Annotated in this window: 14 protein-coding genes; 11 read left to right on the forward strand and 3 right to left on the reverse strand. The window is 46.1% G+C overall.

Annotated features, from left to right (window positions below; all coding sequences use genetic code 11):
* The first annotated feature begins 2 nt into the window (after positions 1–2).
* Complete coding sequence (locus AACT23_RS06785; protein ID WP_010319022.1) at positions 3–323, forward strand: HI1450 family dsDNA-mimic protein; 321 nt, start codon at positions 3–5, stop codon at positions 321–323.
* Between the two features lie 98 nt (positions 324–421).
* On the opposite strand, the gene yqfB is transcribed toward AACT23_RS06785, so the two are convergent.
* The gene (gene yqfB / locus AACT23_RS06790; protein WP_010319023.1) at positions 422–766 is read right to left on the reverse strand and encodes a N(4)-acetylcytidine aminohydrolase; all 345 of its coding nucleotides are present in this window, start codon (positions 764–766) and stop codon (positions 422–424) included.
* 191 nt (positions 767–957) lie between these two features.
* On the opposite strand from yqfB, the gene hutC reads away from it, so the two are divergent.
* The 6 genes from hutC to AACT23_RS06820 all read left to right on the forward strand — a co-directional run bounded on the left by hutC (position 958) and on the right by AACT23_RS06820 (position 8,175).
* Entirely contained in the window at positions 958–1,671 is a 714-nt protein-coding gene (gene hutC, locus AACT23_RS06795) for a histidine utilization repressor (protein WP_038148510.1), read from the forward strand.
* A gap of 127 nt (positions 1,672–1,798) precedes the next feature.
* Positions 1,799–3,013: an imidazolonepropionase gene (gene hutI / locus AACT23_RS06800; RefSeq protein ID WP_094126969.1), complete on the forward strand. Its 1,215-nt coding sequence runs from the start codon at positions 1,799–1,801 to the stop codon at positions 3,011–3,013.
* Positions 3,006–4,019: a formimidoylglutamase gene (gene hutG / locus AACT23_RS06805; protein ID WP_017050359.1), complete on the forward strand. Its 1,014-nt coding sequence runs from the start codon at positions 3,006–3,008 to the stop codon at positions 4,017–4,019. Before hutI ends, hutG begins: the two co-directional genes overlap by 8 nt.
* Positions 4,020–4,096: 77 nt before the next feature.
* On the forward strand, positions 4,097–5,794 hold the full coding sequence (gene hutU / locus AACT23_RS06810; RefSeq protein WP_094126971.1) for a urocanate hydratase: 1,698 nt from the start codon (positions 4,097–4,099) through the stop codon (positions 5,792–5,794).
* A 13-nt stretch (positions 5,795–5,807) separates the two neighbouring features.
* Positions 5,808–7,340: a histidine ammonia-lyase gene (hutH, locus tag AACT23_RS06815; RefSeq protein ID WP_094126973.1), complete on the forward strand. Its 1,533-nt coding sequence runs from the start codon at positions 5,808–5,810 to the stop codon at positions 7,338–7,340.
* A gap of 109 nt (positions 7,341–7,449) precedes the next feature.
* Positions 7,450–8,175 (forward strand): DUF3581 domain-containing protein, encoded by a 726-nt coding sequence (locus tag AACT23_RS06820; RefSeq protein WP_026027168.1) that lies wholly within the window; start codon positions 7,450–7,452, stop codon positions 8,173–8,175.
* Between the two features lie 141 nt (positions 8,176–8,316).
* Here AACT23_RS06820 and AACT23_RS06825 read toward each other — a convergent pair whose 3' ends face one another.
* The gene (locus tag AACT23_RS06825) at positions 8,317–8,808 is read right to left on the reverse strand and encodes a methyltransferase family protein (RefSeq protein WP_013856601.1); all 492 of its coding nucleotides are present in this window, start codon (positions 8,806–8,808) and stop codon (positions 8,317–8,319) included.
* A gap of 50 nt (positions 8,809–8,858) precedes the next feature.
* Entirely contained in the window at positions 8,859–11,894 is a 3,036-nt protein-coding gene (ydiJ, locus tag AACT23_RS06830) for a D-2-hydroxyglutarate dehydrogenase YdiJ (RefSeq protein WP_026028132.1), read from the reverse strand.
* A gap of 275 nt (positions 11,895–12,169) precedes the next feature.
* Between ydiJ and AACT23_RS06835 the strand changes: the two genes are divergently transcribed.
* From AACT23_RS06835 to AACT23_RS06850, 4 genes are all read left to right on the forward strand, one after another.
* On the forward strand, positions 12,170–12,859 hold the full coding sequence (locus AACT23_RS06835) for a DUF3334 family protein (RefSeq protein ID WP_026028133.1): 690 nt from the start codon (positions 12,170–12,172) through the stop codon (positions 12,857–12,859).
* A 127-nt stretch (positions 12,860–12,986) separates the two neighbouring features.
* Positions 12,987–13,670, forward strand: coding sequence for a DUF2786 domain-containing protein (locus tag AACT23_RS06840; RefSeq protein ID WP_017042255.1), 684 nt, complete (start codon positions 12,987–12,989; stop codon positions 13,668–13,670).
* A gap of 105 nt (positions 13,671–13,775) precedes the next feature.
* Positions 13,776–14,753: a J domain-containing protein gene (locus tag AACT23_RS06845; RefSeq protein WP_094126975.1), complete on the forward strand. Its 978-nt coding sequence runs from the start codon at positions 13,776–13,778 to the stop codon at positions 14,751–14,753.
* A gap of 172 nt (positions 14,754–14,925) precedes the next feature.
* The gene (locus AACT23_RS06850) at positions 14,926–15,108 is read left to right on the forward strand and encodes a hypothetical protein (RefSeq protein WP_010319035.1); all 183 of its coding nucleotides are present in this window, start codon (positions 14,926–14,928) and stop codon (positions 15,106–15,108) included.
* Positions 15,109–15,436 lie beyond the last annotated feature (328 nt).

The following is a 15,436-nucleotide window of genomic DNA, read 5'->3' on the forward strand; positions in this document are numbered from 1 at the left end:
TAATGTCTGATTTGATTTCTTACGACGATGCCATTGATGCGGCTTACGACATCTTTCTTGAAATGGCACCCGATAATCTAGAACCTGTTGATGTCATCCTGTTTACAGCACAATTTGAAGACCGTGGCGCGGCTGAACTGCTTGACGTTGGTGATGATTGGGTTCAACACGTGGGTTTTGACGTCGATAAGGAAGCTTACGCGGAAGTATTGATCGGTCTTGTCAACGAAGAGGACGACGTACTAGACGATGTGTTTGCAAGAATGCTCGTTAGCCGCGACCCAGACCAAAAGTTCTGCCACATTCTGTGGAAGCGTGACTAACCTCATTACTGTTGCTGCGTTTTATAATGAAATCGTCGTGACACTGTCTTGAGGCAAACAGCAATAACGCCAATCGTGATTGATTGGCGTTATTATTTTTAAGCGTGATCTTTTTCCAGAGCTTTTTCTTCAACCAGTTGATAGTGAATGACATACAACTGTTCAATATTGGGATAAATGTCTTGAATCACCTCTTTCAGTGTCGTGAGTGACATATTTTCTTGCTCTGCATGGTAGTGGCTTAATTCGCTAAATAGGATCGGTTCAACCTTATTGATTAACAAGCGGCAGAACTTTCGTCCTTCTTCCAACGTACTCACCTCGACAATAGAGCCAACTTGGTAGTGCTTTTCGCTCTCATCACGAATGGTGATCACTTTCTTTTTCGCCAAAATATCCGCTTCAAAACGAGCGAAAAAAGTCATTTCTGTTGGAGCTGTCATCGTATTTTCTCTTTATTATTTAAACCACAAGTTACGGCGCCATCTTACCGTGACACTGACCCTTTGTCGTCGATAGCTGCTTCACCAATTCACAGTTTTGGCCGATGATGATCGCAAAGCCTTATCTAAATATTGCATTTCCCAGCGACTTCGTTAATTATTTGTATATTCAAATAAAACTCATCATGCCCATGTCAAGCTCACCACTTTATAGACAAATAAAACAATTTATTTTAGATAACATTGAATCCGGACACTGGCCTGTCGGCCAACGCATAAGCACCGAGCTAGAACTGACTGAGCAATTTAATGTGAGTCGGATGACGGTGAATAAAGCGATACGGGATCTGGTGGCTGATGGAAAACTGCAACGCCGACCAAGGCTAGGTACTTTTGTTTGCGCGGTAGAAGACAAAGCGGAATCACCGCTACTTGATATTCGTAATATTGCTGACGAGGTCGCTAGCCGAGGGAAGCAATATCGCAGTAAAGTCTTAAAGCAACTTGCGTTAACAGCAGATGAAAGTGTCGCTATCAAACTCGGCGTCATGCTAGGATCTTCTGTTTTTTATAGTGAAATCATTCACTTTGCTAATGACACTCCGATACAACTGGAAGTGCGTTGGGTCAATAGCCGCTACGCGCCCCACTATCTTGAACAAAACTTCTCGTTCATGACGCCCAATCAATATCTTTCACAAAACTGCCCATTAAGTGCCATTGAGCACACTGTTGAAGCCATTATTGCCGAGCATCACATCAAACAATTGTTGCAGTTGGCCGTCAATGAACCCTGTTTACTACTTAATCGCCGTACCTGGAGTGGCGATAAGTTAGTCAGCTCTGCACTGCTTTATCACCCGGGCTCTAAATACAAATTAACCTCTAAAGTGATGCTCGACTAACGCTACACATTTCAACATTCGATCACACTTTTGCAACATTCATCTTGCACCGCGTGCGCTTTTGCCTTATTTATTTGTATATACATTTAAATCAGCAGCGTACTAAGCGATAACGGTGACAATAAAGATGGATCTAATACTGACCAACGCGCGTATCGTCAGCATGGAACAAGGAGAGCTTGGCTATCAACCTAGCTCTCCTAAAACTGTGGTGATAAAAGCGGGCAAAATTGACGCCAGCCTTGATAGCCACATTCCCATAGCTGCCACACCAGAACACAAAGTCATAGATTGCCAAGGCAAGCTTATCACTCCGGGGTTGATAGATTGCCATACTCACCTTATCTATGCCGGTAACCGCGCCAATGAGTTTGAAATGCGCTTGCAAGGTGTCCCCTACCCAGCGATCGCCAAGCAAGGCGGCGGTATTTCATCAACCGTCCACGCCACCCGCACAGCATCCATTGACCAATTGGTTGAGTTGGCACTACCAAGGTTAGAGGGGTTGCTGCGTTCCGGTGTCACATCCGTTGAGATCAAATCGGGCTACGGTTTAACGCTCCATGATGAGATAAAAATGCTCAAAGCGGCTAAGCACCTTGAGGATCATCGCCGCATTAAAGTCGTCACAACACTGCTCGCCGCTCACGCCATTCCACCAGAATATCAACACCGATCAGACGATTATGTTGAGCATATTTGTCAGGAAATCATCCCTCTGGTGGCCGAACAAAAACTCGCTTCGAGCGTCGATGTGTTTTGTGAATCGATTGGTTTTACGCTGGCACAAACAGAAAAAGTGTTCCAAGCCGCAATTGCGCATGGGCTGCAAGTGAAAGGTCATACCGAGCAATTATCAAACCTAGGGGGAAGCGCTTTAACCGCCCATTACCAAGGTTTGTCTGCCGATCATATAGAATATTTAGATGAGCAAGGTGTGTTTGCACTCGCCCGTTCCAATACCGTAGCAACCTTGCTGCCCGGTGCTTTTTATTTCTTACGTGAAACCCAACGCCCACCGATTGATTTACTGCGTCAGCATCATATTCCAATGGCCATCGCAAGTGATTTCAACCCCGGTACATCGCCGTTTGCTGACCTCACTCTTATTATGAATATGGCGTGCACACTGTTTGGCTTAACCCCTCAAGAAGCCTTACGAGGTGTGACTCAACATGCTGCGCAAGCGTTAGGTTTTGCTGATTCTCGCGGCAAAATTGCCACTGGCTACGATGCCGATCTCGCCATTTGGAATATTAGCCACCCAGCCGATTTAAGTTATCAAGTGGGCGTACCGCGTTTGCATGCACGCGTAGTTGACGGAGCATTGACCTATGAATAACCCTACCTTTAGCAACACTCAGCACAGCTTCGAGTGGCAAGGCCGTCACGATGCCGAAGATGGCGAGTTAGGTACACGCGTTCACCATCAAACTCAACGTTGCACCGTCAATACGCTACCCATTCAACAAAACCAAGATGAGAAAGCCATTGCCATTATCGGTTTTGAATGCGATGCAGGGGTGGCCCGCAACAAAGGGCGCATTGGCGCAAAACAGGCCCCCGATGCTATTCGCCAAGCGCTGGCCAACATGGCTTGGCATAAACACTCTCGCTTTTTTGATCTGGGCAATATTCGCTGTATTGATGATGAGCTTGAGCTGGCTCAGCAACAGTGCGCTGATGTGATTGCCCATACGCTTAAACAAACGCCCGTTATCGTACTGGGTGGCGGTCATGAAGTCGCTTGGGCCACGTTTCAAGGCGCAGCGCAATATCTGAGTCAACAAGCCATCAGCCAACCACGAATTGGGATCATCAATTTTGACGCACATTTCGATTTACGTGCTTTTGAGTCAGAGATCGCTTCGGTGCGACCTAGCTCCGGCACTCCCTTTAATCAAATTCATCAATGGTGCGAGCAAAATCAATGGCCATTTCATTACGCTTGCTTAGGTGTGAGCCGAGCAAGTAATACGGCGGCACTGTTTCAACGAGCTGATGAACTGGGCGTTTGGTATATGCAAGATAATCAGTTTTCAGCACTAAGCCCGATTGATCATCTGCGTGAACTGCAACACTTCATTGACCAGTGTGACTATCTCTATTTGACGATTGACTTAGATGTCTTTCCAGCTGCAACGGCGCCGGGAGTCAGCGCCCCAGCAGCACGTGGTGTAAGTTATGAAGCGCTTGCCCCTTATTTTGACAAAATTTTCTACCACAAAAATAAGCTGTTAATTGCCGACATTGCCGAATACAACCCGCAATTTGACCAAGACAATCAAACTGCTCGTCTCGCGGCAAGGCTGTGTTGGGATATCGCCAATGCCATGACCGACGATTAATCGCTACACCTCACTAAACCCGATACTGGCACCATAACAACAATAGCGCCACATTGTGAAACACAAGGAGTCTCAACATGACGCAACCCCATACTCAAGAGCAACGTCTTGATACTACGCGCACCATTCGCGCCCCTCACGGTACAACACTTCGAGCCAAATCGTGGTTAACCGAAGCGCCACTGCGCATGCTCATGAACAACCTTGACCCAGACGTTGCAGAGCACCCACATGCACTTGTGGTGTATGGTGGCATTGGCCGCGCGGCCCGAAATTGGCCGTGCTTTGATAAAATTGTTGAAGTGCTTGAACGCCTTGAAGAGGATCAAACGCTCTTGGTTCAATCAGGCAAACCTGTCGGTGTTTTCCCGACGCACAAAAATGCACCACGTGTGCTAATTGCCAACTCAAACCTTGTACCACATTGGGCCAACTGGGAGCACTTTAATGAGCTCGATAAGCAAGGTTTGATGATGTACGGTCAAATGACGGCTGGCTCATGGATCTACATCGGCTCACAAGGCATTGTACAAGGTACTTACGAAACCTTCGTCGCCATCGCTAAACAGCATTTTGCTGGTAGCGCAAAAGGCCGCTGGGTGTTGACTGGCGGCTTAGGTGGCATGGGCGGCGCTCAGCCATTAGCGGCAACCATGGCTGGGTTTTCCATGATTGCGGTCGAGTGTGATGAATCGCGCATCGACTACCGTTTACGCACTGGTTATGTTGATAAAAAAGCCACCAACTTAGATGAAGCCTTGGCGATGATCGATAGCTCGGAGACACCGATTTCTGTCGGTTTGTTAGGTAATGCCGCCGATATTTTTCCACAGCTAGTTGAGCGTAATATCACCCCCGATGTGGTGACAGACCAAACCTCGGCCCATGACCCACTTAATGGTTATCTACCCTTAAATTGGAGCATGGAACACGCCGCTCAAATGCGCACTCAAGATGAAAGCCAGGTGGTCAAGGCGGCCAAAGCATCGATGGCTGTCCAAGTTCAAGCGATGTTAACACTGCAAAAACGCGGCGCTGCCACACTCGACTACGGCAACAACATCCGCCAAATGGCTCTCGAAGAAGGAGTGGCAAACGCTTTTGACTTCCCAGGGTTCGTGCCAGCCTACATTCGCCCACTATTTTGTGAGGGGATTGGACCTTTTCGCTGGGTCGCCCTGTCTGGCGATCCCGAAGACATTTATAAAACCGATCAAAAAGTGAAAGAGTTAATCCCTGATAACCCCCATCTACATAACTGGCTAGACATGGCGCGCGAACGCATTCAATTCCAAGGCCTACCAGCTCGCATCTGTTGGGTGGGTTTGAAAGATCGCGAACGTTTAGGCCAAGCCTTTAACGCGATGGTGAAAAGTGGCGAGTTAAAAGCGCCAGTCGTGATTGGTCGCGACCATTTAGATTCCGGCTCGGTAGCAAGCCCAAACCGTGAAACTGAAGGTATGCTAGATGGCTCAGACGCTGTTTCCGATTGGCCGCTGCTCAACGCACTGCTCAATACCGCCGGTGGCGCAACTTGGGTGTCACTCCACCACGGCGGTGGCGTAGGTATGGGCTTTTCTCAGCACTCTGGCATGGTGATCTGCTGCGATGGTTCAGATGACGCAGCACAACGTATTGCACGTGTTTTACATAACGACCCAGCCACAGGTGTCATGCGCCATGCTGATGCAGGTTATGACATTGCGAAACGCTGTGCTAAAGAACAAAAGCTCGACCTGCCAATGCTCAACCATGAACTCGCGCAACTGAAGTAAGGACAAAAAAAACATGTTAAATCTTGTTATTAAACCGGGCCAATTGAGCTTAAAAGCACTGCGTCAAGTAAGCCGAAAGCCGGTCACCGTATCACTCGACTCCAGCGCGATAGCGGGTATTGAAGCAAGCACACAAGTCGTTGAGCAAGTGATTGCCGAAAATCGTACTGTTTATGGTATCAACACGGGGTTTGGCCTACTTGCCAATACTAAAATTGCCCCTGAAGATTTAGAAACCTTGCAGCGCAGCATCGTGCTTTCACACGCTGCGGGCATTGGTAAATTCATGGCGGATGAAACCGTTCGCTTGATGATGGTACTCAAAATTAATAGCCTTTCCCGTGGGTATTCTGGTATTCGACTTGAGGTGATCAACGCCTTGATGGCGTTAGTTAATCACCAAGTCTACCCCTGTGTTCCGCAAAAGGGATCGGTTGGCGCATCGGGTGATTTAGCGCCTTTAGCACACATGAGTACGGTACTGCTCGGCGAAGGGCAAGCTCGCCACAACGGCGAAATTATCTCTGGACTGGACGCGTTGAAAATCGCAGGGCTAACTCCTATTACTTTAGCGCCAAAAGAGGGGCTCGCGCTACTCAATGGCACACAAGCCTCTACCGCATTTGCCCTAGAGGGGTTATTTGCCGCAGAAGACTTATTTGCCTCCGCCATTGTATGTGGTTCAATGTCGGTCGAAGCGGCGCTGGGCAGTCGCCGCCCGTTTGATCCGCGCATTCATCGCGTTCGCGGCCATCGCGCGCAAATGGATGCCGCCAGCGCTTATCGCCATGTACTTGACAACCGCAGCGAGATTGGTGAATCCCACACCGCATGTGAAAAAGTACAAGATCCGTATTCACTGCGTTGCCAACCACAAGTGATGGGCGCGTGCTTACAGCAAATTCGCAATTCGGCTGAAACGCTAGAAGTGGAAGCCAATGCCGTTTCCGACAACCCTCTGGTGTTTGCAGACGATGGCGACATCATCTCTGGCGGTAATTTCCATGCAGAGCCCGTCGCGATGGCTGCGGATAATTTGGCGCTAGCGATTGCCGAAATCGGCAGTTTGTCAGAACGACGCATGGCACTCTTGATTGACAGCGCGCTCAGCAAGCTTCCACCATTTTTAGTGGACAACGGTGGCGTTAACTCTGGCTTTATGATTGCGCAAGTGACGGCGGCAGCGCTAGCCAGTGAAAATAAAACGCTCGCCCATCCGGCTTCGGTTGACAGCTTACCCACTTCGGCCAACCAAGAAGATCACGTGTCGATGGCAACGTTTGCTGGTCGTCGTCTGCGTGATATGAGCGAAAACACGCGTGGTATTTTAGCGGTCGAGTATCTTTCTGCCGCGCAGGGGCTCGATTTCAGAGCGCCCAATAAATCCTCCGCATTAGTCGAAGAAGCAAAACAAATCCTGCGTAAAAAAGTTTCGTTTTACGATAAGGATCGCTACTTCTCGCCAGATATTGAACAAGCTAATACCTTGCTAGAGCTGGCGGTACATAACTCGCTCATGCCGGAAAATCTTCTCCCTAGCTTATAATGTTACGCTATTGAGCCTCGCTCTCTGTGAGGCTCTTTTTACTGATTGGACCATTCATCGAGTGGAGTTGACTTATAATCGCGTCAGTTTTGGCTATACAGCGTACATTATGTCTCTTACATCTTATTTCTCTCATCAAGATCAAAAATTCCAGTTCACTCGCCAACAAGCGAGTCACTTTGCTAAAAAAGTGGCGGGAGATTTCAACCCAATCCACGACGAAGACAGCAAGCGTTTCTGTGTTCCGGGCGATTTGCTCTTTGCAGTATTGCTGCAAAAAGAAGGCATTAGCCAAAAGATGCGTTTTGATTTTTCAGGCATGGTCAGCGATGGCATTGCACTGCACATTGAAAATAAGTGTATGAAAGAGAGCGCTCTTGTCGATACTGCCGGCAAAGAGTATCTACACATGAGCCGTGAAGGCCAAGTAAGCCACAACACCGCATTTATCGAACACGTTGTGACGAACTATGTGCAGTTTTCTGGTATGAACTTCCCGCACATCATGGTGCCATTGATGGAAGAAGCGCAAATGATGATTAACTGCCAGCGCCCATTAGTCATCTATGAAAGCATGGAAGTGGAATTTGAACGTTTAGACCTCACTTCACCTGAAGTTGAGTTTTCTGGTGCGACGTTTGATGTTGACGGTAAACGTGGCATTGTCACGCTTAACTTTGCCTTTAAAGAAAACGGTCAAATCGTAGGGAAAGGGGTAAAGCGCATGGTAGCTAGTGGCCTGAAACCTTATGACCAAGAAGCAGTCGATGACTTAGTTAATCGCTTCAATGAACGTAAAGAGATGTTTTTAGCTCAATTTTCAAAAGCAGCCTAACCGTATTCTTTTCACTATGGCTTGAGCTCTTTTGCTCATTATCTAGAACCATGTTTGTTGTCTAGAACCATGTTCGTTGTATAGATTGCCGCCCCGCTATTCTTGCGGGGCTTTTGATTTCGGATGCCTTACGACATTCAACTATATCCAGCGCCTGACACGCTGCTTGTAATCGACATACTCTTCGCCAAAACGCGCTTCCAGCACTCGCTCTTCTGGATAAATCTGAAAACGATTCATAAACCACACAAATAAAAATGCGACCACGAGGCTCAACCCATTGTGTTGCCAATAAGCCACGCCAAACAACAGGAAAAAGAGCCCCAGATACATCGGATTACGCGAATAGCGGTAGATACCGCTATCCACAATACACGATGTCGTTTCTGGTTTGGTTGGATTGACCGTAGTTTTCTTGCGACGAAATTCGTAAATCCCCAGTAAACCAACGATGCCAGATAAAACAAAGCAAATCGCAAAGACCACTCGAGGCAGAGGTAAAGCGAGGCTTGCAAACTCAAAACTGTATGAGATACGATGCATCAACAGTAGCGCCACAATAAATATCGCCACTGGGGGTATTTTCAGTTCAAATTTTTCCATGCTGCTCCACCTGACTGTGCTTCGCTCCAAACCAATATCGACAGTATAGTAAAAAGCCCAGTAAGGTCTGGGCTTAGGGTTTACAACAATGCCAGTAAAGCTTGTAACGGATGCTTTGGTTTTACCTGTTCAAATCGTTTCACTTGACTACGGCAGGAATACCCTGTGATCAAGCAACGCTCTTTGGGCAGTTTTTCTAAACTTGGCTTCCAGCTTAAACCATAAATATCTTTCGACATCTCCAGCTTATCCTGTTCGTGGCCAAAGGTTCCTGCCATGCCACAACAACCAACTGGCACCGTTTTTAACTGGGAACCAAAATGGCTAAATATCGCGCCCCACTCTTTTTCTGCATTCGGTAGTTTGGTCTTTTCCGTGCAATGAGCAAACAGATACCAAGGCGCGTCACTGTGGTTTTGGTGATGGTTAAACTCCGACAAACGTGGCAACAGCCACTCATGAACGGTCAGCACATCAAACTCACCGCGCTTATCACCAAGAATTTCGTTGTACTCATCACGGTAGCAAAGCACTAACGCTGGATCGACACCGACCATCGGAATGTTGAGATCCGCTACCTGCGACAAAAACGCAGCGGTGTTTTTCGCGGTAGTTGTGAATTGCTTTAAAAATCCTTTGATATGCTGCGCTTTACCATTGGGTTTGAATGGCAACAGTATCGGGTTTTTGCCTAATTTGATCAGCAATTGCACGAAATCTTCAACCACCTCAGCATCGTAATAACTGGTGAATGGGTCTTGAACGATAATCACATGTTCAGCGCGATCTTGCTGTGACAGCCCAGCGAGGCGCTGCATATCGAATTTCACCACTTGGCCTGCGACACGCTTTGCCAACGTCGGTACCGAAAGCAAGGGCGCATCAACGTAACCAACGGTTGAAGCGGTGAGGCTTTGTACCCATTTCTGAGCCAACACCCCGTTCACCACTTGCGGAGCCTTTGCCATGACCGGTAAAAGCGTTTCAATATTCGCGACGAGATAATCCTTAGCCGGACGCTGATAACGTGAGTAGTAGATATTTAAAAAACGAGAGCGAAAACTCGGCACATCCACTTTGATTGGACATTGGCTGGCACACGCTTTACACGCCAAACAGCCATTCATCGCTTCATACACTTCATGTGAAAAATCGTACTCACGCGATTTATTGAAAGAGTTACGCACGCGATCAATCATGGTTTTGATGGTTGGGTTCGACTCCAACACTTGCTTCTCTAGGTCGAGAATATCCACACCCTGCTCGGTAAGTTGGCGTAACCATTCACGCACCAAACCGGCACGGCCTTTCGGTGAGTGACGACGATCCGCCGTGACTTTCATCGACGGACACATCGGCGAACTGGTGTCATAGTTAAAGCATAAACCGTTACCATTACACTCCATCGCCTGTTTGAAACTGTCACGGACCTTCACATCGATTTGACGATCAAAATAGCCGCGTTTGGTGTCCGTGACTTTGACCAATTCAAAATTGGTCTCAAGTGGCGTACATATTTTGCCGGGGTTCATTTTATTGTGCGGGTCAAAGGCTGCTTTAACGCGTCGTAATTCAGTAAATAGCTCCTCACCAAAAAACGCGGGGCCATATTCGGAGCGATAACCTTTGCCATGTTCGCCCCACATTAAACCGCCATATTTTGCCACCAGCTTGACCACCTCATCAGACACTTCATGCATCAGAAGCTCTTGCTGTGGGTCACACAAATCCAAAGCAGGACGCACATGCAGCACGCCGGCATCCACGTGGCCAAACATGCCATAACTGAGCTGTTTGCCATCCAGCAAGGTACGGAATTCGCTAATAAAATCAGCCAAGTGTTGAGGAGGAACACAAGTATCTTCAGTAAAAGCAACGGGTTTAGCCTTGCCTTTGGCCGCCCCTAATAACCCCACCGCTTTTTTGCGCATGTTGTAAATCAGGTTAATGCTCGCCAAATCACTGCACACTTGATAGCCAATGATGCCCGCTTGTTCTTGCTCAAGCATCTGATCAAGACGCTGCGTCAAAGAAGCGACCTGCGCGACGACCTCTTGCTCGCTTTGGCCTGCGTATTCGACCATGTTGATGCCTTGCATCTCTTTGCCCGGAACATCCGCTAATAACTCGCTGACGCTATGCCAAACAATATCTTGCTTAGCTAAATTTAATACTTTGGAATCGACGGTTTCAACCGATAACGCATTGGCCGCTACCATTAAAGGGGCATTACGCAATGCCGAATCAAAGCTGTTGTACTTCACATTAACTAAGGTGCGAGCTTGGGGGATAGGCGTCAGATTCAAGGTTGCTTCTGTGATGAAGACCAAAGAGCCTTCTGCGCCACAAAGTACCCGAGTGAGATTAAAGTGATCACCTTCTTCATCAAGCGCATTTTTAAGATCGTAGCCCGTCAGAAAGCGGTTAAGAGGTGGAAATTTCGCCACAATTTGTTCGCGCTTGCCACGGCATACCGCTTCGGTCACTTGCAAAGCGTTTGCAGCAAAAGTACCACTTTCAGGCAAGCCTAATGAGAGATCCGATTCAAGTACCGAACCATCGGCAAAAACGGCTTGCAGAGACAAGACATGATCCGACGTTTTGCCATATTTTAAAGAGCCCTGCCCTGACGCATCGGTATTGATCATGCCACCAAGTGTGGCTCGGTTACTGGTCGAAAGATCCGGTGAGAAAAAATAACCTAATGGTCTGACCGCATCATTTAATTGGTCTTTCACCACGCCAGCTTGTACTCTTACCCAACCTTCATCAGCATTAATTTCAAGCACTTGGTTCATGTGACGAGATAAATCAACCACAATACCTTTGGTTAACGACTGGCCATTGGTACCAGTGCCACCACCGCGCGGTGAAAAAGTGACTCTCTCAAACTCTGGTTTTGAGCTAATCTTACCAATAAGTGCTACGTCATGAGTTGATTTGGGATGCACAACGGCTTGAGGCAATTGCTGATAGACACTGTTGTCAGTCGCAACAGCAAGTCGGCTAGAGTATTGTGATTCGATATCGCCGCTAAACCCCTCGTTTTCGAGTTGTTGTAAAAAGCTCAAAACGACGGGATCGACGTCCGTTTGGTGATGAAGTCTTGGTAACATTTGCTTCCTGCCCCTACTGCGCTGATCCAATCAGCTGTGGGTTAATGGTTATTTTGATATTAATCTTTGAATTTCGTCACTTTACAACATTTAAAAAGGTGATCAAATCAGAATCTCAATGCAAGAATGAATCTCTCTAAAAAGTCATCAGTACGACATTTTTCCTGTACACAACATTTTAGCTATATATAGTTAATTAACGCTTTATGCTTTATATATTGATATAGAGAGTTAAATACCGCTTTTAAACTGCAATGCACATTACGGATATCAGAATGAAAAAAAACAAGATTGTTACCACTGAAGATATTTTGCTTAAGCTTTGTCAATCAGTGTCAGGAGTGCTCAGTTCTGCAACGGCGACCAACATTGCTTACTCAGCGATGGTACAAAAAATCAACAAAACGTCACTAAAGCCAGATTTCGGCTGTTTCGTTTTGTTTGATGGTGGCTTCTCTGGGCTCGTTGTTATCAACTTTACCGCCAAGGCTGCGCTGGAAATTTACACCAGTTATATGCGCAACATGGGAATGCCGGAAGAAGAGCTGGCCGTGCTGCACACTTCTGACGAGGTGGGCGATGTACTGGGCGAATTGATGAATCAACTCGTAGGCGACTTCACAAATAAAATCCGCAAAGAACTGCAAACCAACATTACCCAAAACCAACCGAAGATGCTGTCACTCAACAAACAGGTAATTTTGTCGGTGGATACTAATTTAGATCGTCCACAAGCACGCCGAGTTACCTTCTCGACAGAAAGTAATAATATTTTCTATCTTGAACTGGCAATGGATAAAACCGAATTCATCCAACTTGAAGAGTTTGAAGTTCAAGAAGATGAAAGCCCTGATTCAATTTTAGAAGCGACTCAGCAAAAACTGTCTGCCAAAGCAAAAAACGACAAGCAAAACAACAGTGATGATGATTTGACTACAGACCTATTGGATGAACTTGGTATTTAAACCACCAACCTCCTCTCGACTCGCTGCCTGATTTTGGGCAGCGATTCCCCACTTCGCTTTCACTTCCCGCATAAAACCGCTAAAATGTCGGACTTTTCTGAAGTTGTAGAATTGTATTTGCGAATTAATGGATAAACAGAAAGCTCTAAAGAAGATCGCTAAATGTCTTGAACTTGGTAATTCCGCGAATGTGAATGAAGCGGCCAATGCCATCAAGATGGCGCATAGCCTGATGCTGAAGTATGGGCTTGATAAAGATGACATCGAATTTATCAAGATGGGCAAAACCCAATCAACCCATTTACTACCCGCATCCATCACCTCATCACTACTGCGAGTGATCCGCGGTATCAATACTAAGTTTGGTGTAGAAGCGGTGCTACTCAATCATAAAGGACTCAAACGTGTTGAGTTTATTGGTGAGGCCGATCGCGCTATTTTTGCCGCATTCGCTTTTGATATCATTTACCGAGAAATGAACGAGCACACAGGCCAATTTCGAAATAGTTTCGCGGGTAGTGGCACTTCCAGCATGGAAGTCACACGGCGCGTCAATTCATTCGTTTCGGGTTGGATTGAAGGGGCATTAGAAAAGCTTCCAGTGATCACCGCCGATGATGAATCCAATAACAAAATCAATAATTACATTGATAAAGAGTTTCAAAATATTGACCGTGAAACCTTCAAGCAGCAGCTGCGTGATGCTATGAAAAATATTACCGCGGATTACGAAACTGGGTTAAAAAAAGGCCGTAAAGTATCTGTAAACCGACCGATTGATGGCGCACCTGCTCCAAAACGTCTTAGATAACCATTAATGCGCTATTCTGCTCTGTGCATTCGATAGAAATGCGCTACTATTTGAACAGAAATTAGCCCCACAAAACATGGTGAAAATTTGAGAGTTGTCCTTAGTTTGTGCCTGTTTTTCTCCTCATTAGTACTGGCTTCTCCTGTTGCTGAGCTAACTGCCCAAGCTCAGCAACAAAACTCAAATGCACAATATCAATTGGCGCTGGCTTATCAGCAAGGGGACAAAGTTGCTGTTAACCTAAACAATGCGTTTTATTGGTTTCAGCAAGCGGCGCAGAATGGACACCCCTTAGCCAAATCTAGGCTAGCCAATCTCTATTTAAAGGGACAAGGAACCCCAAAAGACATCCCTCAAGCTCTATTTTGGCTGACAGACTTAGCCACTAGCGGCGATGTGAATGCTCAATTACAACTCGCTAGAACTTACGAAACACTCCCTTCGCCACCCTCAGCGTTAGAATTGTCAGAAATGTGGTATCGCATTGCGGCAAGTAAGAGTAGCCAAGCCGAAGAGGGTTATGCCCGTGTATTGCAAGAAAAATTCAATCAACAACGTGCAAAACAAGTCTCCTCCATCAGCCAATTAGACAGCGCTTTTGACAGCAGCGATGAAGCTGACATGGTGGTCAGCACTGCACCCGTTGAGCACGACTCGACAAGCTCTATCATGACGGATTACTTATCTCTGTTGTTGCTGATGTTACTCCTTTTGATGCTTATCTATCTTTTCCGCTTCTGGAGCCGAAAACGTAAGACTCAACAACACGATAAAAATAGTCAACACCAGCAAGAAATCGAATCGCAGGCCTTTATGATCAAACAGCAAAAAAGGCAGCTTGAAAGCTTATTCAAAGAGATCAAAAGACTGCAAAACAATCATGTGGCTCAATCTCAGGATCAAAAATTACTATTAGCCTGCGCATTATTTGGCTTTAAACCCAGTGAACTTCCCGATGAAAAAAGCATCAAGCTTCGCTACAAGCAACTGTGCAAAATATACCACCCAGATCTTCAAGGCTCACAAGAAGAAATGAAACGACTCAATGGTGCGTTAAAAATCATCCTACCTCACGTTAAGTAAATGTTATTTTTAATGCGAAATATTACCGCTCGCGATTAAAACACTCGCTAAAGATAGACAACGCAATCGATCTCCATCTCACTTAAAGTAACAAATAGTTAACTTAATTCTCTTTTATATGGGATAATGCGCCGCGAAAATTGCACCTAAATCTTCTAGGTGGGGAGAAAACATGTTTACGATTGAAGGTATTTGCGATTGGTGTAAACAACCAAAGCTATTAATAAAACACGAATATATTGATGGGAAATCGCATCACTCATGTGAAAGTTGCAATGAGTTTGCGCGCATGGATGTCAGGCAGTTTAATATTGCAGAGCAAGCATTTCGAGATCGACAGTCACTGTCACATTAGGCATCAATAGCTATACATGAAAAAGCGCCAAAACGGCGCTTTTTTACTGCCTATTTTTAAAGCACACCCATTTCAACGACCATGACAACTTATCTAATTAGTGACGAGGCACTGTTACGAGGATACTTACATTGATCACAAAACAGACAATGTCGCTTTATCTTTGAACAATTTGATTTGTTGCTAAAAATAATTATTAATCAATAAATTAAAACAAAATCTAACGAATTCAAGCTTGGTTATGCTGATAAATCCAGCAAAAAAAACTTGATCAGTATCTACAACTCAAATACTGTATACACATACAGCATGTATGAAAGGACAGTAT

Origin of the sequence: Vibrio sp. V09_P4A23P171 (genome assembly GCF_963875615.1) — a bacterium.
Classification (GTDB): Bacteria; Pseudomonadota; Gammaproteobacteria; order Enterobacterales; family Vibrionaceae; genus Vibrio; species Vibrio anguillarum.

Coding starts and splice junctions, on each gene's coding strand:
- AACT23_RS06785 (WP_010319022.1), top strand. CDS start 3: ATGTCTGATTTGATTTCTTACGACGATGCCATTGATGCGGCTTACGAC.
- yqfB (WP_010319023.1), bottom strand. CDS start 766: ATGACAGCTCCAACAGAAATGACTTTTTTCGCTCGTTTTGAAGCGGAT.
- hutC (WP_038148510.1), top strand. CDS start 958: ATGTCAAGCTCACCACTTTATAGACAAATAAAACAATTTATTTTAGAT.
- hutI (WP_094126969.1), top strand. CDS start 1,799: ATGGATCTAATACTGACCAACGCGCGTATCGTCAGCATGGAACAAGGA.
- hutG (WP_017050359.1), top strand. CDS start 3,006: ATGAATAACCCTACCTTTAGCAACACTCAGCACAGCTTCGAGTGGCAA.
- hutU (WP_094126971.1), top strand. CDS start 4,097: ATGACGCAACCCCATACTCAAGAGCAACGTCTTGATACTACGCGCACC.
- hutH (WP_094126973.1), top strand. CDS start 5,808: ATGTTAAATCTTGTTATTAAACCGGGCCAATTGAGCTTAAAAGCACTG.
- AACT23_RS06820 (WP_026027168.1), top strand. CDS start 7,450: ATGTCTCTTACATCTTATTTCTCTCATCAAGATCAAAAATTCCAGTTC.
- ydiJ (WP_026028132.1), bottom strand. CDS start 11,894: ATGTTACCAAGACTTCATCACCAAACGGACGTCGATCCCGTCGTTTTG.
- AACT23_RS06835 (WP_026028133.1), top strand. CDS start 12,170: ATGAAAAAAAACAAGATTGTTACCACTGAAGATATTTTGCTTAAGCTT.
- AACT23_RS06840 (WP_017042255.1), top strand. CDS start 12,987: ATGGATAAACAGAAAGCTCTAAAGAAGATCGCTAAATGTCTTGAACTT.
- AACT23_RS06850 (WP_010319035.1), top strand. CDS start 14,926: ATGTTTACGATTGAAGGTATTTGCGATTGGTGTAAACAACCAAAGCTA.